This is a genomic window from Sediminicola luteus (assembly GCF_040566555.1).
GTDB lineage: Bacteria > Bacteroidota > Bacteroidia > Flavobacteriales > Flavobacteriaceae > Sediminicola.
In genome coordinates this window covers 143,931-161,880 of record NZ_JBEWYP010000004.1, presented here as the reverse complement: position 1 = coordinate 161,880, position 17,950 = coordinate 143,931, and the positions used below count along the sequence as shown (strand labels likewise).

Genomic DNA, 17,950 nt, shown 5'->3' with positions numbered 1-17,950 from the left:
TAAAAATGGAGTTCCTATCAAAAATCTTATTTTTACTTCTGATGCAAAAAAGGATGACACTGCTATTAATGGCTGCCGGGAAAGGTAGCCGATATGGGAAACTAAAACAATTTGACGGTTTGGGCCCCAACGAAGAATTCCTAATGGAGTTCAGCATATACGATGCCATTGACGCAGGGTTCAACCATGTTGTCATCATCACCCAACTGGACCATGTTGCATTTCTTCAGGACCATTTAATGGCGCGCATTCCAAAAAATATAAAACTGGATGTCCTTTCTCAGAAATTGGAGGAGCTTCCGCCAGGAGCAGAGATTTTGGTGGAACGACAGAAACCTTGGGGCACGGCCCATGCCGTCTGGACGGCCAGAAACCACATCAACTCCCCTTTTGTGGTATTGAATGCCGATGATTATTACGGAAGGGCAGCATTTCACAAAGCAGCTTCATTTATAAAAAACCCAGAAACAACCTCCCCTTATGCTATGGTAGGGTACACCCTAATAGAAACACTGTCCCCAAATGGGTCTGTTTCCAGGGGAATATGTAGCATTAAAAATGGAAACCTCCTAAGCGTAGAGGAGCGCTTAAAAATCATTTCCGAAAACGGAGAAATAGTAGACTTGGATTCTGGACAACAATTCAGTGGGGAAGAAATGGTGAGCATGAACTTTTGGGTATGCCAACCCTCCTTATTTTCAGAGATAGAAACGTATTTCTCTCAATTCCTTCAGGACAAGGAATTGATAAAAAACAGTGAAGTATATCTCCCCTTTGTTATTCAGCATTTGATAGCAAAGCAAAAAACCACCGTCACAGTTTTACCATCCAGCGGAAAGTGGTTTGGGGTCACTTATGCCAATGACCGGGAGCTGGCGGTAATGGCATTGGCGGATATGACCAATAAGGAAATTTATCCATCCCCACTATGGGGCAACACGTATTAGAAAATGGTTAGCGCTAAGACTAATTTAGAACTTCAAAAACTACTAGGTGCATTTTCTGTGGACCAAGGCGCTTATACATTTAACAAAATAGACCAAGGCTTTATCAACGATACCTACCTCGTTTTAAAAAATGGACAACCTTATTACATTCTTCAACGCATCAACAGTGAAGTTTTTACGGATGTCCCTGGGGTAATGGGCAATATCACAAAGGCCCTATCATATCTAACGGATACAGATTATAGTTTGGTAGCGCTGGTCCCAACAATCACTGGCCAGTCCTATTGCAAATTCAATAGTAGTGGATATTGGAGGCTTATGGAATATATCCCGAACAGCCTTGCTTATGATAGTGCCAAAAAAACCGAAATCGCGTTTGGTGCCGGCAAGATTCTGGGCAAGTTCCATTTTCTTTTACAGAACGCCTCATCAGCCCAATTTGTGGATACCATTCCCCACTTCCACGATTTACATTTACGGAAAGAACAATTCCAGAAAGCCCTAAACAAGTCTAGCCAAGAAAGACGCGATAAAGCCAATTTGGCAATTCCTTTTGTATTGGAGACCTTGCCCCTTCTTTTAGACCTTTCCAGCTCCACATTGCCTGTACGCATCTGTCATAACGATACGAAATTAAACAACATCCTCTTCTCCCGAAAAACCAATCAAGCTTTGTGCTTCATTGACTTGGATACCATCATGAAGGGTTATTTTTATTATGATTTTGGGGATTTGGTGCGTACCGTTGCCAACACAGCAAAGGAGGATGAAAAGGACCACCATAAAATTAATTTCGATAGGCCATTATTTGAATCTTTTTTGGACGGACTCGCAACATCCTCTGCTTTCCTGACCGCCGAGGAATTGAAATCGCTGCCCCTAGGAATAGTTTTTATGCCTTTTATCCACGGGTTAAGAGCCCTGACGGACTACCTGAACAATGATCAATACTACAAAGTCTCCTATGCCGATCAAAACTTGGACAGAAGCCTAAGTTTATTTGATTTTAGTAAAAAAGCACTCTCCGAAGTAAGTTATATACAGGAAATGGTCGCTAAAAAACTTATCCAATAAATAGTAATAACACAATCACCTTCAAGTATCGTTGAAGGTGATCGTGTTCAGTTTCTTACAACCAACTATTTCCAATTTAGCATAAAATTAATGCGCAATGGACTATCGTTCTATGTCATTATTTCATCAAAATAAACACCACTATCCCGGCAAAATAACCAAGAAGGGCCAACCATGTTATGCGTTTAAGGTACCAAATGAAATCTATCTTCAAAATACCCATAGCCGCAACACCAGCGGCAGAACCGATAATCAAGGCACTACCACCCGTACCGGCACAGTAGGCCATGAAGTTCCAAAATTCATGGTCCTGCGGAAAACGTTCCATGGAATACATCCCCATTGCCCCGGCCACTAACGGCACGTTATCCACAATAGACGACAAAAGTCCTAACAGAATATTGGTGACATAGTAACTATCAAAGGAGTTGTCCAAAGATTTCCCTACGGCCCCCAGCACCCCATTGGTCTGCATTGCCGCAACAGCAAGTAAAATACCCATGAAAAACAGGATGCTCGGGGTGTCTATACGCCTAATGGTATTGGCTACCGAATAGTGATGCTTTATCTCCAACGGTTTTTTACGGTGTATGATCTCAGTGGCTAACCAAAGTATTGACAAACTGAACAACATACCCATGAATGGGGGCAAATGTGTCATTGTTTTAAACACAGGCACGAACAATAAAGAAAGTACCCCTAAAATAAGTACAAACATACTTTCGCCATCCCCGATCTGGTCATGATTTGTTTTATGTTCCAAAACCACACTTTGCACCTTACCTTTTAGAAAGAACGATACCAAAACCAGGGGTGCAAGTAAGCAGGCTACACTTGGCCAAAAGACCTCCGTAATGATGGAGTGGGTAGATACCTGCCCGCCGTTCCATAACATAATGGTTGTTACATCCCCAATTGGAGACCATGCCCCTCCAGCATTTGCCGCAATCACAATAAACCCTGCAAAATACCATAAGTCATTTTTAGTGTCCATGAACTTTTTCAACAGGGCAATCATGACGATGGTGGTAGTAAGGTTATCCAATACAGCGGATAGGAAGAACGTCAAAATAGTCAAAATCCATAAGAGCGCTCGTTTATCCGTTGTCTTAATCACCTTATGAATGACCTTGAACCCATCATGGGAATCTATAAGTTCCACAATGGTCATGGCCCCTAAAAGGAAGAAGAGGATTTCCGAGATTTCCTCAAAGTGCTCCTTGAGATGAACTATTGTTTCACTAAGTTCAGCTTGGTTAAAAACCAATAGCACCCACAACAGTACTCCAGTAAAAAGAGCTGTTGCTGCCTTATCAAGCTTCACAACATGCTCCATGGCGATCAAAAAATAGCCAATAACGAAAACTATGATCGTAATTTCCATGGTTACCTACACTGGGGATTACTGATACACATCCAGGCTTTCAATTTTGCTTTCATTGGTTTATGATTTTAATTGGTTACTAAAGTTATGCTGCCCTCTTACCCGTGACAATGGTTGTCATAAGCGACTTAATGATGGTTTTCCATTTTTCAGCTCTGGCCATTTCAAAATCCTCACTATAAATTCCTTCCCAATCGTAGAAATTTAGGATTACTTCAGGATTTCTAGTATCTATAGGACTAATTTTAAGATTTAGTTGCTTTAAAATATTCTCCTTTTTGACTTTTGTTTTTACACTACCTATTTTGCTGTCTATTTCACAAGCTTGAATTTTACTTAAATCGATTAGATGAATACTAGGGTCTACTTCCGAAAATTTCATGAAAAGCATTTTTTTCTGTTCTCTGTCGACACCAATAAAGGTATTGCCCCAATTTTCTTGCTCGGTCAATTTTAAATTGTTCTTGACCAGTTCTAATTTAAACAGTTTTTTCATTTGTGCGATTCCACTTTTACCGGAGAAATCAATTATAAAAAACGGTACGAAAACACTTGCTACAAGTACTAATGATATAATTACTAATTCTAATTCCATGACTAAATATTTAAATTTTAAAATAAAATGATTGGTGTTTTTTAAAGATGCACTACAATAATGGCCCGTTTTGGGACAAATACAGGTGCGACCAAAATTCAGAGAAACAACGGGGCTCCTCCAAACAAGATTTGATTTACCAACAATTTTAAATATAGGAATGGAAAGGGAATATCATGGTCAACGAATCCAACCCAGGTTCTATGGTATTGGAATAGATAATATACTGAAGTTCAAAACCACTAAGATTACATACGGTAGTGGCCGTCCTTTTTGAAACCAGCCAATACTCCGTATTTAGTTTATCAAGGACTGAAAGTTGTATAACAGTTTCAAATTCTTGTTGCTGAAAGTTAAAAAGAACTCCTTCCTTATTTAAGAGTTTTTTTAATTTAATCTGGTTGCCAGCTTGTGAATTCAGGGGAATGGAAGCTTGGGGCAATGCATACACCGCATTCCCGATACCCCAAAAAAGTATCAAAAGCAAAAGGCTTAAAAAGCCAAAGTGTTTCACTCGTTTCACGGAGTAAATGTATATATTAAAACGTTAAGTAAATGTTAATTTATTAGGCTATTGGTGTTCACGTTTTCCCTTCAACCAAAGCTTTAAAAATCTGGCTGTAAGTTGTTTATATCCCTAATAAAATTTCAATTAGAAACTAGGAATTGAATCCCATAAATTGAAAGGGCTAGTAATTAAAGTAAGTGAAGTTTAGGGAAAGGATATACTTATTGGAGCTTAAAAGGTAAAGGTATATAGCAATCCAATGTTTAAGGTAGTCCATGTTTTTCCATCCAATTCAATGGCGGTATAGGACAGGTTCAATTCGGCATTGGAGTCGACCAGGTATCCAATTTGGGGTCGGTAATAGAGACCTCCTTCATTATCCTTATTTATGCCTAGCGCTTGTCCGCCATCTACACCAAAAGAAAAGGAATTCCCGGCCCATATTCTTACTGAGGCAGCAAGAGGCACAAATTGGACATGAGGCAAATCTTCGCGTACTATATCTGAGTGGAAGGTTTCAGGAAAACCATTAATAAATCCCATTGTAATGCCTGCATCAACAACTTCTCCAAGTGCCCACATATAGCCCACATCCACACCTAGGGTCAGTGACACATCATCATTAAAGTCATCAAAGGGCATCCCGCCTTGTATCCCTGCTTTCAATCCTTCCTGTGCGTATGAGGCAACGGCAAAAAATAAACAAATGAACACTAAAATTCTGTTTTTCATGGGTTTGGACTTTAATTAATGTCCAAACAAAACTAGAATCTTTCTTATATCAGCCACTATTTTTGTTGCCAAACAAGAAGAAAAGGTTGTCCACGTGTATATTATCGGTTTTTGTAAGAGAATATTCACTTCCCAACAATGGAACTATGTAAACATATGAACTGATTCGAGTTCAGACATAAACACTATTGTATTAACGGAAATGGGATCTTAGTCAAACGCATAACCTGTTACGACTCTAAAAACAAAGGCATACATCACCACAGCGAACATGATAAAGCTAAAGATGGCGAAAGCTTTGAAATAGTTACGTACCACAAAGTTTCCTATATTCTTAAATCCGTCTAGGTAAATATTTCTTACGAGTAAAATTGTCTTCATATTGTTGTTTTTTCGATTAAGTTCGGGACAAACTTAAAGCTAAGGATGGTAAATTCTTACAACAATGGCTAAAGTGGAAGGAAACATCGTTAAAGCCCTAACAGGAAACATTTAATCGAAGTAAACTGTATTTCAGGGAACAAGATATGTATTGAAGTACCTATTGGGTTAGTTATTATACTGATTGCCCATCGCTCTTTTTTCGTTAAGGCTATCCATTTCCTTTCTGTACCTTAAAATCATAAAGCTGTCCAGTTGCCGTCCAATACTATCACGCATTGTGTGCCAGTTTCCTTCGTTAATTTCTCCGGTGAACCTACGTATCTTATAAAACCGTTCCATATTGAACCTATTGGCCTTCCATGCAGCTTCGGTACTTTCCTGATGTTTTAAATCCTGAAGATATATCCCTACCCCAAAGCCTATAATGACTACCACTAAGGCAATCCACAATAGGGTGGTAGTTTTTTTCATGACTAACTTAGACTTTTCCATCAGTTATTAAATGCACAAGAACCAGTATGAATACCCAAGCTCTAAAACAAAGTAATTCAACCAGTTACATTTTTAATTAAAATTAAGTTGGTTTGCCCCACAAACAAAATTAATCTGTCCAACCTTCAAAAATGTGGGATAAAGTACAAGTGTAGGTAAATATAACACATCTGTTTAATCCAATTGTCATTAAAATAGACTCATATTAATAATTACGGATGTTTTATTGCAAGAAAGAGGAAATATTAAAATGCTTTTTCAGCCCCCAACTTGCGTTGAAGGCTTTAAGTGGTCCGGACGGCCCCGAAGTCTCAGAAAATATGGGCAACTACAATGAAAATTAAATTATTCCTACAATGGAGAACTTTAAAATACCCTATTCTGATATTCCAATAGGAGTTGCGATTGAAATATTATAAAGTGCATTGATCAATTCCTCTGGCTTATAAGGTTTAGGGATATAACCGTCCATTCCAGCAACATAACAACTGGAAATTTGCTCTTTCATTAAACTTGCCGTCATGGCAATTATTGGGGTAGAAGTCTCATTTTTCTTAATCGCCTCATATTTTCTAATTTCCTTTGTTGCTTCGTACCCGTTCATTTCTGGCATTTGTACATCCATAAGAACCAAATCAAAAGATTTTTTCTTAAACGCATCCACTGCTTCTAGGCCATTTTGGGCAAAGGTTAATTTAACTTCCGGGATATACCATTCCAGGTCATCCCTCACTACCATTATATTGAATTCGTTATCCTCAGCAATAAGTAAGGACAATCCGGGCATCTGCTCTCCTAGTGCTTTTAATTCGGTCTCTGTTAGCCCAGTCTTTAAAGCCTTCCCTTCTTCTGCCAAGATAAGAGGCAATTGGACGAAAAAGGAACTGCCTACTTTTTCTTTGCTCTCTACCCAAATTTTTCCACCTTGGAGCTCCACTAGTTGCCTTGAAATCGCTAGGCCTAAACCAGTTCCTCCATATATACCATTGCGAACAATTGAACCCTGATGAAAAGAATTGAAAATCGCGGTGAATTCTTCTTTTGGAATTCCTTTTCCCGTGTCGTTTATGGCTATTTTAACTTGGTCTTCAATTTCAGAAATTTCAATCTCAACACTGCCTTTTTCAGTAAATTTCAATGCATTGCCCACTAGATTAAGAAGTATTTGGCGTAACCTTCCCGGGTCGCCAATAATTGATTTTGGAAAATCGTCGGGGATTTTTTTTGTAAGGACCAGTCCCTTTTCTTCGGCTTTAAACCTTAACAGCCCAATGACATTGTCTACAATTTCATGAACGTTCATTTTTACCTGCACCATATCCAAATTGCCAGATTCAATTTTAGATAGGTCCAATATATCATTGAGGAGCACAAGTAGGCTATCAGAACTAATTCTCATGGCATTGAGATAGCGGTCTTGAGATTTGGGGTGTTTTTGCCGTTTCAGGGTGTTCAACATACCTGATATGGCGTGCATGGGCGTTCTAATCTCATGGCTCATATTGGCCAAAAACTTCTCTTTATATTTCTCCGATTGCTCCGCACGTTCCTTTTCTGATGCTATTATCTTATTTTGCTTACGGATGACCTTTAATCTGTTTAGTATAAAAAACAGTCCAAGGGCAAAGAGGATGGCACCACCGCCTACTAGCCATAAAATTTTACGTTGGCTACTATACTTCTGATTGTTAATGGCTGATTTTAAAGCTGCCTTTTCCTTCTCTCGTTCCTGATCAATAATCCCCACTCTATAAGCGCTTTCTCCTGAAAAAAGTTTGGCATCCAAACGTTCAAATTCGGAAAGATGGTACAGAGCATTTTCGAAGTGCCCCAATTGACGGTATGCAACTCCCAGGGATTTATGGGCAAACCATTGATCAAGATGGCTATTGTTTGCTTTTAACAATATAAGGCCTCTTTTACCAGAAAAAATGGCCGCGTCCAATTGCTTTAATGCTAAATAAATTTGGGACTGGATAACGTATGGAAGAGCTATTTCTTTGGCTGCAATGCTTTTTCTTGTATAGATCAAGGCTGTTTCATATTCCTTTAATTCCATGTACCCACCTCCCAGAAAACCATAGAATGCTGCTTGAAATAATTCGCTTCTATCCCCCTTTTCTAGAATTTCCTTTTCTATTTGAGGATAAAAGTTGAGCAAAGAATTTTTATCTCCATTTCTTCCATATAATTGAATTAATCTAAAAGCAGCATCATAATAAATAACTGGGGACTTAGCCTTATTTTTTTTAGCAAGTGCGTAGCCTTTATCTAAGTAGAATTCACTATCAACAAATTTTTCTTGGTAATTGAGCAGTAATCCCAAATGTATATAAAATGGAATTGCCTCGGGCAGCTCTTTAAATTGGGAATTTTCATCCATTAAATTTTGAACAGCAAGCAACTCTACATAAGAAAGCTCCATATCTCCTAGATCCCAGGTTTTAAATTCTGCAAGATCAATTCGTGCAATTAATTCAGCTGAAACATCGTTTGCAGCAATGGCTTTTGACACTTTATTCTGTAATATTTCCAAGCGAGTAGTATTCAAATCATCTAGTAATATTTGATGCTTATCATAGTGATATTGTGCTTTTTTTAAATTGTTTAACATTAGGTATGCATTGCCCAAATGAGCATGTACCTCTAAATTAAGTTGGGTATCATAGGCTTCCGCAAAATAAAGGCTCCTTTGGGCATAGTATAGTGAGATTTCGGGTTTATTCAGTTCCATATAAATATTGCTCAAATGCACAAGACTCCGATTTAGTCGCCATTTGGGTTGTTCTTTAGTGATATATTTTTCATAGTAGGTTATTGCATTTAGATTTTCTCCCAAAAACCTATACGTAAAGCCAATAGCGGCATATAATCTAGGTAGTGCTTCCAATTGGTCTTTCTCCAGAAGCTCTGTTTCCATCTCTAACATCCATTTCAAATTCTCTTTTAAAGAATAACCTTTAAGATTTCCATCTAGAAATATTTTGGCCTCATAATACAACTTCCAATTATTCTCCTCTTTGGCCAGTTTTTGAGACTTTTCAAGACTTTCAATTGCTTTTTCGGTCAGATGTTCATCAATGACTCCCTCATTTATTTTTTTTGCATATCTCTGAAACCAGCTATGAAGCCCAAGTAGAGAGTAAAAACCAGCTATTATTTTTTTTGTGGTGGGATGTGTTGGATTTTGCAAAATCAGTGTTTCCAATCTGGAGAACTCTTTATATTTCACTGAACGATTTAGGTTATTAAAATCCATAACTTTTGTATCCAGTATATTATACAAGGCCATCATTTCAGTATCCAGATCTTTAACCTGTTGCGCCTTTGTGGCTTGTCCTTCCCATATCTCAATAGAATCTAGCTTGGCCTCAGCATCCCTATAAATTGCAATAGAGTCTAACCAAGCCTCTTGCCCAAATGACATAAAACAGTTGAAAACTACCAGCGCTAAAACTAATTTTTTAATCATGATCTGATGTTTTATACCACTCATAGAATGCCTCTTTTTTTCTTCTGGAGATGGGAATAGTGGTTTGGTTGGATAGGTTGATATGAAGATTTTTGGGCTCACAGACAATATGTGCTCTATTCACTAAATGGGATTTATGGCATCTAAAAAAGCCTTTATCCTCCAAAAGTTCTTCAATAGCGCTTAATGTTTTCGAGACCAGCTCTCGACGATTTTTGATAAGATGCACATAACTGTAATTACGATCACCTTCTACCCTAATGATTTCGTTTAATGCAAGTTGCATCCCTCCCTCTTGGGTACGTAAGATTAAGATTTGATCTTTCGCATATTTACTTTTGATATTAGTGAGCGCTGTTGTTAATGGGTTATAGCTATCTCTTCTGCTTTCTTTAAAACGCTTAATGGCATTTTTTAATTCCCCCAGGTCAAACGGTTTCAACAAATAATCCAAAGCGTTGAATTTAATGGCTTTAATCGCATAGTGTTTATAGGAGGTAATGAATATGATTTTAAAATTGATATGGTCTACCTGTGTTAATAACTCAAAGCCAGTCATATCCGACATTTCAACATCTAGAAATACCAGCTCCGGTAATAACTCAGAAATTTTTGCAATTCCATCTTGTCCATTATTGCATTGCGCCAAGACTACAATATCTGGGAAATACTGTTGAAGCTTATCAGAAAGCAAGTTCTGAATAAAGGGATCATCATCAACTATCAGACATGATATGCTTCCGGTCATGTGTTTTGGTTGTTTTGTTTATAGTCTATTAGTTGGGAAACTTCTATGAGAGCTTTTTCTAAAGTTACTAAAATTTTCGTCACCAGGGTATTGAGTTCATCAATAGCCATAGTTTGGTACTCGCATTCCAACCTTTGAATGGGGTCCACCACATTGGTAATACCAAAAAATTGAAGCTGTGGGCTCATCTTATGCAGTATCTGACGAATTTGCACCCTGTCTGCCAATTGCAATGCGTTCTGTAATTGTGCGGTACGCTCTGGAATCAACTCCCTAAACTGTATTAGATATTTAAAGAGACGTTTGTCATCTCCTCTTGAGATATTTTCTAAATTTTCAAGATTTATATATCTCATTTGAGGTTCAATCATGTGTGTTATGTTCTATTTCCATCCTTTAGACATAAATGTAAGCAATTCATATACAACGCATTATTCAATCAATCGTACGGTCTATCAAAAGGTAAGTTGCCGTACGATCAACCGCTTGATCAATACCGCTGTCGTTAGGTAAGTAAAGCTGTTATACCCCATGGCTTTCCTCTAATATTGGGTCATTGTTAAACGAGTAAGAACCCTTAAACATGCATTATGAAAAAATACATATTCCTTTCCGTACTAATCTCTTTGGTCTTTTCAAGCTGTCAAGAGACCATGAATGAAGTTGCCAATTTTATGGACTATGCGGATCATGCAATGACCACATTAAAAACAAACCCTAATGCTAAGATCGAAGATTATAATCCGGATATAGATTCCACAATAGCTTATGAGAACCCATCAAAAATAAATAACCATGAAAAATAAAATAGAAACGTTAAAAGGATTTTTGAACAAGAAAACCCTACTTGTTGTTTTTCTTTCAATAACCGGACTAAGCTGTACTACCGACTTTGAGGATGAAGGACTTTTTGATAATTCCAAACCTGTATTGTATGCCCTATCCACCATTTACAGTATTGAAATTACGAATAGCTTTTTTTATAAATTCAGGAAACGTATAGATAATAGTGTAGAACAAGACGTAGGTTTAGAATCCCACAAAGCTCAGTCATCCTCAGATGGACAAATTCAGGACACCACCGATCTTATAAATTTAAACTTTTTAGATACAGAACACTTCTTGTCCAAAAAATTAAAAAAGAAAGATCCTTTAGCTTCTTTAAATCGGTACTTCAAAAGCCTTCGTGAAGGTGTTTCTTAAAATGAGCATAAAAACAATGCCATGAAACAACATATGGTAAACGAGATTTAAAGCAATACACCAGGTAGTAATTCACAAATAAATCCCCAAATTGTAAAAACGAAAAAAGCCCCCAACTTGCGTTGAAGGCTTTAAGCGGTCCGGACGGCCCCGAAGTCTCGGGGGAACCCGCCACTAGTATTTAAGGATGCAAATTGAAAATTACAACAACGAAAAAAGCCCCCAACTTGCGTTGAAGGCTTTAAGCGGTCCGGACGGGACTCGAACCCGCGACCCCCTGCGTGACAGGCAGGTATTCTAACCAACTGAACTACCGAACCGTGGCGTTTAGCGAGTGCAAATATACACCCCTTATTTAATTGCACAAATAATTTCGCCTAAAAAATACGCAACTTTAAAGAAATTTTTGGCGTTCCACCAAATAGGTATTCATAACTCTCGAGAAATCAGCATGTATGTCCACCTCAACATATTTAATTTTATATTGGGCACAGCGCAATTTTAACATTTCAAAATAGGCTTCCACCTCTTTTTCGTACGATTCTTTGATCCCTTCCGCATAAAGATCTATATGCTCCCCAGTCTCCACATCCACAAAACGCTTGGGAGTATTCTCAAAATTGAAGTGGAACTCCTTGTCCTTATCCATCAAATGAAACAATACCACCTCGTGCTTATTGTACTTTAAATGTCTCAGGGCATCAAACAGTTGATCATTGTCCGTGGTATTCTGAAACATATCTGTAAATAAAAATATAAGGCTTCTGCGTTTTATTTTTTCGGCAATCTGATGTAAATAGGTATAGGTGTCCGTTACCTTGGCCGGTTTGGATTCCAAACTGATCTCATTCAGCTTGGCCAATAGCATCTGATGATGTCGCTCGCTTCCTTTTTCGGGAGCATAGTATTGGTAGGCGTCGGAATACACGCTGAGGCCTACAGCATCTCTCTGTCGCTTCAGGATATTCATCAGGGCCGCAATGGCCAGGACTCCAAAACCTATCTTGTTTAAATTGTCTACGCTCAAATGGTCAACATCTGGATAGTACATGGAGGCCGAGTTGTCCAAGATCATATGACATCTCAGATTCGTCTCCTCTTCGTATCGTTTGGTATACAGCTTGTCTGTTTTGGCAAATAGTTTCCAATCTATATGCCTGGTGCTTTCCCCGTTGTTATAGATTTTATGTTCCGCAAATTCGGCCGAAAAACCATGAAAGGGACTTTTATGGATACCACTGATAAAGCCTTCCACCACTTGGTTGGCCAAAAGTTCCAGATTCTGGAACAACGAAGCACTGTTTAATTCAGATTGTAGATTCATAGCGTTATGGATACCCTAAGATAACAAACATCCCTTGGGCCAAAAAATTAAGTTGACACGAAATCCTATTAAATAAAAAAAGGCCTGACGTGAGTCAAGCCTTTTTTAATCTTATACTGTTAGTTTATAATGCTGCTTCAATAGCATCGGTATAAACCTTCTTAGGAGAAACTCCAACTTGTCTGTTAACAATTTCACCGTTCTTGAAAACCAAAACCGTTGGGATGTTACGCACCCCGTATTTTGCTGCAAATTCTTGATTTGCGTCAACATCTACCTTACCAACTACAGCCTTACCTTCGTATTCAGCACTTACTTCATCGATAATTGGCCCGACCATTCTACAAGGTCCGCACCATGCTGCCCAGAAATCTACAACAACTGGTTTATCACTTTTTAAAACTACCTCATCAAAAGTAGCATCTGTTATTTCTAATGCCATGTTTGTTTTATTTTTTAATTATGCAAATTTAGTCAATTAATCAACGTTTTCCTTACTAACGTTATATTCGTTTTACCTATTGTAAGATAAGTAAAGTTTATATGATAAAATATCCCAAATGCCATTAATTCAACCTGTAATGCACTTCCTTACTTTCCAACTCCAGCAATAGTTCGGTTGATATCTGTACTTTTTGCTTTCTACAGTTTAAACTTACCTTGATCTCCTCTTCCATTTCATAGACTACAAAGCTCAAAGGATGACTCCCCTGATGGGATACCAGTGTATCCTTCAAGTCATAGATCTGCTGTTCTTTCAGTTGTCCTATATCCAGTTTGATGGTCAGTTTACGGGCGTAGGTCTCCATAACATCCTGAAGCATCATTACCGTGTTATACTGCAACCGTGGATCACCTTTCTTTCCGGTATCCCTATTGGTCCAACCTTCCTTAACATACAACTTAAAAAAAGCAAAGGAATTGATCATTAAAAAGTGCCTGTATTTAAGGTATTCCTCCCCAAATATTCGAAACTCATAGGAATCTGTATAATCCTCCAAAATAAAGGAGGCCCAGCCTTTTCCATTTTTAGAGATCCTGTGCTGCACATCTGATATTACCCCTGCTAGGGCTAGTTCCCTACCCACAAAGGCTTCCATCTGATGTATATTGGAGATGGTGGCATTGCAAAACGAATTCATTTCGGTCCTAAAATCGTCCAAAGGGTGTCCGGAGATATAGATCCCGACCACCTCTTTTTCCCGTCTCAGCTTTTCCATGGTGCCCCATTCCTCACAAGGCGGCACTACGGGTTCAGGTATCTGTACCTCACTGGCTTCACCGAAAAGACTGACTTGGGAAGAGTTTTCGCTTTCTTGAAATTTGGCGCCATATTTTATGACCTTCTCCAAAAACGTAATTCCGTCCCCATCATCATGAAAATATTGGGCACGATGGGTGTCCCCGAAAGAATCGAATCCCCCTGCGAGTGTAAGATTCTCAAAAGCTTTCTTATTGGCTGCCCTTAGATCTATACGTTTGGTCAGGTCAAAGACCGATTTAAACCTGCCTTCCTCTTTTCTATTCTCTACAATGGTTTCCACAGCACCACGACCCACCCCTTTGATGGCTCCCATCCCAAAACGCACTGCATTTTGGTCGTTCACTGCAAACTTGTAGTAGGACTCGTTCACATCTGGGCCCAATACTTCCAAGCCCATTCGTTTACACTCCTCCATAAAGAAGGTCACCTGCTTAATGTCGTTCATGTTGTTGGACAGTACCGCCGCCATATATTCTGCAGGGTAATGCGCCTTTAAATAGGCCGTTTGATAGGCTATATAGGCATAACAAGTAGAGTGACTCTTATTAAAGGCATAAGAAGCAAATGCCTCCCAGTCTTTCCAAATTTTTTCAAGAACATCCCTAGGATGGCCTTTCTTTTCACCACCGTCCAAAAACTGTGGTTTCAACTTTTCAAGTAGGGCAAAGATCTTTTTACCCATTGCCTTTCGCAGTACATCCGCATCACCTTTGGAGAATCCCGCCAATTTTTGAGACAATAACATCACCTGCTCTTGGTAAACAGTAATACCGTAAGTTTCCTTCAGGTATTCCTCCATATCCGCCAGATCATAGGTGATCTCTTCCCTTCCGTGTTTACGGGCAATAAAACTGGGGATATATTCCATTGGCCCAGGTCTGTACAGGGCGTTCATGGCAATAAGGTCATCAAAAACCGTTGGCTTCAGGTCTTTCATATGTTTCTGCATTCCCACAGATTCATATTGGAAAACCCCTACCGTATCCCCTCTTTGGAAAAGCTCATAGGTCTTTTCATCATCCAAAGGAAAATCATCAGGGACCAACGTTATCCCATGCTTGGCCTTTACGATTTTTACGGTATCCTTGATCAGGGTCAAAGTCTTCAGTCCCAAGAAATCCATCTTCAACAATCCTGCACTTTCTACCACAGAGTTGTCAAATTGCGTCACATAAAGATCCGAGTCTTTGGCAGTGGCCACAGGCACGAACTTTGTAATATCATCAGGAGTAATGATCACCCCACAGGCATGGATTCCGGTATTTCGTACAGATCCTTCAAGGATTCGGGCCATTTTCAGGGTCTGTGCCTCCAGATCATCCCCCTCGGCAATGTTCAAAAGCTCATGAACCTTCTCCAGTTCTTCTGCCCTAAATTTCTTTTTCAGATCGGCCTCGCTCACCCCAAATATCTTGCTCAACTTAGACATCGTAGGTATTAGCTTGGAAATCCTATCGGCATCCATTAATGGTAGATCCAACACCCTTGCGGTATCACGAATAGAGGACTTTGCCGCCATGGTACCATAGGTGATGATCTGGGCCACTTGGTTGGCACCATATTTATTGATTACATAGTCCATCACTCGCCCACGACCCTCATCATCAAAATCGATATCAATATCGGGCATGGACACCCTGTCTGGATTTAGGAAACGCTCAAAAAGCAGATCGTACTTTAATGGGTCAATATTGGTAATGGTAAGGCAGTAGGCAACCACAGATCCTGCTGCAGATCCACGACCGGGCCCTACAGAAACATCCATATTCCTTGCCTCACGGATAAAATCTTCCGTAATCAGGAAATATCCTGGATACCCAGAATTCTCTATGGTCTGCAACTCAAAATCTATCCTTTCCCGAATGACATCCGTTATTTCCGGGTATCTTTTTTTGGCACCTTCATAAGTGATATGACGCAAATAGGCATTTTCACCCCTATTGCCCCCATCAGCCTCGTCCTCGGCCATTTTAAATTCATCTGGAATACTGAACTTGGGCAAAAGAACATCCCTGGCCAATTCATAGGACTCTATTTTATTGACTACTTCCTGTATGTTCAAAATGGTCTCCGGCAGATCCTTGAAGATTTCCTTCATTTCGTTGGACGACTTAAAATAGTACTCCTGATTAGGGAGGCCGTATCTATAGCCCCTACCGCGACCTATGGGTGTCGCCTGTTTTTCACCGTCCTTTACGCACAACAAAACATCATGGGCATCTGCATCTTCTTTGGCGCAATAATAGGTATTGTTGGTAGCAACCATTTTGACCTGATGTTTTCTGGCCAGCTCTACCAATACTTGGTTCACCCTATCCTCATCTTCTTGGCCATGGCGCATAATTTCCATATAAAGATCATCGCCAAATTGCTCCTTCCACCATACCAAGGCCTCCTCTGCTTGATTCTCTCCGACGTTCAACACCTTGGAGGGAACTTCTCCATATAGGTTACCAGTTAGCACAATGATATCCTCTTTGTACTGCTCTATGACCTTTTTATCGATACGGGGAACGTAGTAGAACCCCTCGGTATAGGCGATGGAGGACATTTTTGAAAGATTGTGGTACCCGTTCTTGTTTTTCGCCAAGAGCACGATCTGGTATCCGTAGTCTTTTACATTTTTATTTTTATGATCCTCACAAACAAAAAATTCACACCCTAAAATGGGTTTCATTTCCCTTTCCAGCGCCGACTCCCCTTTTTCCAAGGCTTCAGCATTCTTGGCCTTGGCTTTTGCATTTTGGGCCTTTACCTCTTTTACAAAATGAAAGGCCCCCATCATATTGGCATGATCCGTAAGGGCTACAGCAGGCATATTGTTATCTGCCGCAGATCGCACAAGATCGGCAATAGAGATGGTAGATTGAAGGACCGAGAACTGGGAATGGTTGTGCAGGTGCACAAATTCAGTGTCCGAAAGAACTGCAATATTTTCCTTTATTTCCTCCTTGGATATTTCAACCGTTTCATTGAGGCCCAATTGGTCCGCAATTTTCTTTGAAGCTTTTTTGAGGTTGATATGCTTCAGGCCTAAAAGTTGTATCTCCTTAGGGTTCGCCTCCGAGAAATCTTTAAAATAATTGGCAGGCACATCCAATTGCTCCAAGGTATATTCCTGCCTGCGCAGCAATTCCAAGAAACAACGTGTGGTAGCTTCCACATCAGCAGTTGCATTATGGGCTTCTCCAAAAGGCTCGCCAAAAAGATATTGATGAAGTTCCGTAAGGGTAGGCAACTTAAATTTTCCTCCCCTACCTCCGGGTATTTGACATAATTTGGCCGTATGTTCTGTACAGGTATCAAGGACCGGGAGTTCCTGTAATGGGTTTTCCACTTGTAATCTATGAAATTCCGCCCCCATGATGTTAAGGTCAAAACCTACATTTTGCCCAACAATAAACTTTGTTTTGGACATCGCGATATTGAATTTCTCCAATACTTCCGCCAGAGAGATACCTTTTTCCTGCGCCAATTCCGTGGATATCCCATGTATCTGTTCGGCATCATAAGGAATATTAAAACCATCTGGTCTAACCAAATAATCCTGATGCTCCACCAGGTTCCCCATCTCATCATGCAATTGCCACGCTATCTGTATACAACGCGGCCAGTTATCCGTATCGGTTATTGGTGCGTTCCATCGCTTGGGCAATCCGGTGGTTTCCGTATCAAAAATAAGGTACATAGTGCGGGTTTATCTAATGGGAATTGAAGTCGTAAATTTACGGAAATACAGCTTAGGTAAAAAGGGGATTTATCAGGAGTTATCAACGTCATAAAATGCAAAAACCAGATGTCCCCATCTGGTTTTTATTATTAT

General features: G+C 39.5%; 16 protein-coding genes and 1 tRNA gene. 4 read left to right on the top strand and 13 right to left on the bottom strand.

Annotated features, from left to right (window positions below):
* Window positions 1–53 precede the first annotated feature (53 nt).
* A complete protein-coding gene (locus ABXZ32_RS09390; RefSeq protein WP_354618417.1) occupies window positions 54–947 on the top strand; it encodes a nucleotidyltransferase family protein in 894 nt (297 codons plus the stop codon).
* Between the two features lie 3 nt (window positions 948–950).
* Window positions 951–2,021 (top strand): phosphotransferase enzyme family protein, encoded by a 1,071-nt coding sequence (locus ABXZ32_RS09385; RefSeq protein ID WP_354618416.1) that lies wholly within the window; start codon window positions 951–953, stop codon window positions 2,019–2,021.
* Window positions 2,022–2,139: 118 nt separating this feature from the next.
* Here the strand turns inward: ABXZ32_RS09385 and nhaD are convergent, their stop codons facing one another.
* The 9 genes from nhaD to ABXZ32_RS09340 form a co-directional block, all read right to left on the bottom strand.
* Window positions 2,140–3,405 (bottom strand): sodium:proton antiporter NhaD, encoded by a 1,266-nt coding sequence (gene nhaD, locus ABXZ32_RS09380; RefSeq protein ID WP_354618415.1) that lies wholly within the window; start codon window positions 3,403–3,405, stop codon window positions 2,140–2,142.
* Window positions 3,406–3,490: 85 nt separating this feature from the next.
* A complete protein-coding gene (locus ABXZ32_RS09375; protein WP_354618414.1) occupies window positions 3,491–4,000 on the bottom strand; it encodes a hypothetical protein in 510 nt (169 codons plus the stop codon).
* Between the two features lie 148 nt (window positions 4,001–4,148).
* Window positions 4,149–4,481, bottom strand: a complete 333-nt coding sequence (locus tag ABXZ32_RS09370; RefSeq protein WP_354618413.1) for a hypothetical protein — start codon at window positions 4,479–4,481, stop codon at window positions 4,149–4,151.
* A gap of 258 nt (window positions 4,482–4,739) precedes the next feature.
* Entirely contained in the window at window positions 4,740–5,240 is a 501-nt protein-coding gene (locus ABXZ32_RS09365) for an outer membrane beta-barrel protein (RefSeq protein ID WP_354618412.1), read from the bottom strand.
* A 210-nt stretch (window positions 5,241–5,450) separates the two neighbouring features.
* Window positions 5,451–5,621 carry a DUF6747 family protein gene (locus ABXZ32_RS09360; protein ID WP_354618411.1) on the bottom strand — a complete coding sequence of 57 codons (171 nt, stop codon included), beginning with the start codon at window positions 5,619–5,621 and terminating at the stop codon, window positions 5,451–5,453.
* A 168-nt stretch (window positions 5,622–5,789) separates the two neighbouring features.
* Window positions 5,790–6,095, bottom strand: a complete 306-nt coding sequence (locus ABXZ32_RS09355) for a hypothetical protein (protein ID WP_354618410.1) — start codon at window positions 6,093–6,095, stop codon at window positions 5,790–5,792.
* Between the two features lie 397 nt (window positions 6,096–6,492).
* A complete protein-coding gene (locus ABXZ32_RS09350; protein WP_354618409.1) occupies window positions 6,493–9,588 on the bottom strand; it encodes an ATP-binding protein in 3,096 nt (1,031 codons plus the stop codon).
* Entirely contained in the window at window positions 9,581–10,336 is a 756-nt protein-coding gene (locus ABXZ32_RS09345) for a LytR/AlgR family response regulator transcription factor (RefSeq protein ID WP_354618408.1), read from the bottom strand. The genes ABXZ32_RS09350 and ABXZ32_RS09345 overlap by 8 nt, the downstream gene beginning before the upstream one ends.
* Window positions 10,333–10,692 carry a hypothetical protein gene (locus ABXZ32_RS09340; RefSeq protein WP_354618407.1) on the bottom strand — a complete coding sequence of 120 codons (360 nt, stop codon included), beginning with the start codon at window positions 10,690–10,692 and terminating at the stop codon, window positions 10,333–10,335. Before ABXZ32_RS09340 ends, ABXZ32_RS09345 begins: the two co-directional genes overlap by 4 nt.
* A gap of 234 nt (window positions 10,693–10,926) precedes the next feature.
* On the opposite strand from ABXZ32_RS09340, the gene ABXZ32_RS09335 reads away from it, so the two are divergent.
* Complete coding sequence (locus ABXZ32_RS09335) at window positions 10,927–11,142, top strand: hypothetical protein (RefSeq protein ID WP_354618406.1); 216 nt, start codon at window positions 10,927–10,929, stop codon at window positions 11,140–11,142.
* A complete protein-coding gene (locus tag ABXZ32_RS09330; RefSeq protein WP_354618405.1) occupies window positions 11,132–11,539 on the top strand; it encodes a hypothetical protein in 408 nt (135 codons plus the stop codon). Before ABXZ32_RS09335 ends, ABXZ32_RS09330 begins: the two co-directional genes overlap by 11 nt.
* Window positions 11,540–11,785: 246 nt before the next feature.
* On the opposite strand, the gene ABXZ32_RS09325 is transcribed toward ABXZ32_RS09330, so the two are convergent.
* The 4 genes from ABXZ32_RS09325 to dnaE all read right to left on the bottom strand — a co-directional run bounded on the left by ABXZ32_RS09325 (window position 11,786) and on the right by dnaE (window position 17,815).
* Window positions 11,786–11,859 (bottom strand) — tRNA-Asp (locus tag ABXZ32_RS09325).
* Between the two features lie 74 nt (window positions 11,860–11,933).
* On the bottom strand, window positions 11,934–12,863 hold the full coding sequence (locus ABXZ32_RS09320; RefSeq protein WP_354618404.1) for a DUF58 domain-containing protein: 930 nt from the start codon (window positions 12,861–12,863) through the stop codon (window positions 11,934–11,936).
* A gap of 124 nt (window positions 12,864–12,987) precedes the next feature.
* A complete protein-coding gene (gene trxA, locus ABXZ32_RS09315) occupies window positions 12,988–13,305 on the bottom strand; it encodes a thioredoxin (RefSeq protein WP_062056234.1) in 318 nt (105 codons plus the stop codon).
* Window positions 13,306–13,429: 124 nt separating this feature from the next.
* Window positions 13,430–17,815 (bottom strand): DNA polymerase III subunit alpha, encoded by a 4,386-nt coding sequence (gene dnaE / locus ABXZ32_RS09310; RefSeq protein WP_354618403.1) that lies wholly within the window; start codon window positions 17,813–17,815, stop codon window positions 13,430–13,432.
* Window positions 17,816–17,950: the final 135 nt, after the last annotated feature.

Bases quoted from the DNA above. Each gene is read 5' to 3' on its own strand.
- ABXZ32_RS09390 (WP_354618417.1), top strand. From the start codon at position 54: ATGACACTGCTATTAATGGCTGCCGGGAAAGGTAGCCGATATGGGAAA.
- ABXZ32_RS09385 (WP_354618416.1), top strand. From the start codon at position 951: ATGGTTAGCGCTAAGACTAATTTAGAACTTCAAAAACTACTAGGTGCA.
- nhaD (WP_354618415.1), bottom strand. From the start codon at position 3,405: ATGGAAATTACGATCATAGTTTTCGTTATTGGCTATTTTTTGATCGCC.
- ABXZ32_RS09375 (WP_354618414.1), bottom strand. From the start codon at position 4,000: ATGGAATTAGAATTAGTAATTATATCATTAGTACTTGTAGCAAGTGTT.
- ABXZ32_RS09365 (WP_354618412.1), bottom strand. From the start codon at position 5,240: ATGAAAAACAGAATTTTAGTGTTCATTTGTTTATTTTTTGCCGTTGCC.
- ABXZ32_RS09360 (WP_354618411.1), bottom strand. From the start codon at position 5,621: ATGAAGACAATTTTACTCGTAAGAAATATTTACCTAGACGGATTTAAG.
- ABXZ32_RS09355 (WP_354618410.1), bottom strand. From the start codon at position 6,095: ATGAAAAAAACTACCACCCTATTGTGGATTGCCTTAGTGGTAGTCATT.
- ABXZ32_RS09350 (WP_354618409.1), bottom strand. From the start codon at position 9,588: ATGATTAAAAAATTAGTTTTAGCGCTGGTAGTTTTCAACTGTTTTATG.
- ABXZ32_RS09345 (WP_354618408.1), bottom strand. From the start codon at position 10,336: ATGACCGGAAGCATATCATGTCTGATAGTTGATGATGATCCCTTTATT.
- ABXZ32_RS09340 (WP_354618407.1), bottom strand. From the start codon at position 10,692: ATGAGATATATAAATCTTGAAAATTTAGAAAATATCTCAAGAGGAGAT.
- ABXZ32_RS09335 (WP_354618406.1), top strand. From the start codon at position 10,927: ATGAAAAAATACATATTCCTTTCCGTACTAATCTCTTTGGTCTTTTCA.
- ABXZ32_RS09330 (WP_354618405.1), top strand. From the start codon at position 11,132: ATGAAAAATAAAATAGAAACGTTAAAAGGATTTTTGAACAAGAAAACC.
- ABXZ32_RS09320 (WP_354618404.1), bottom strand. From the start codon at position 12,863: ATGAATCTACAATCTGAATTAAACAGTGCTTCGTTGTTCCAGAATCTG.
- trxA (WP_062056234.1), bottom strand. From the start codon at position 13,305: ATGGCATTAGAAATAACAGATGCTACTTTTGATGAGGTAGTTTTAAAA.
- dnaE (WP_354618403.1), bottom strand. From the start codon at position 17,815: ATGTACCTTATTTTTGATACGGAAACCACCGGATTGCCCAAGCGATGG.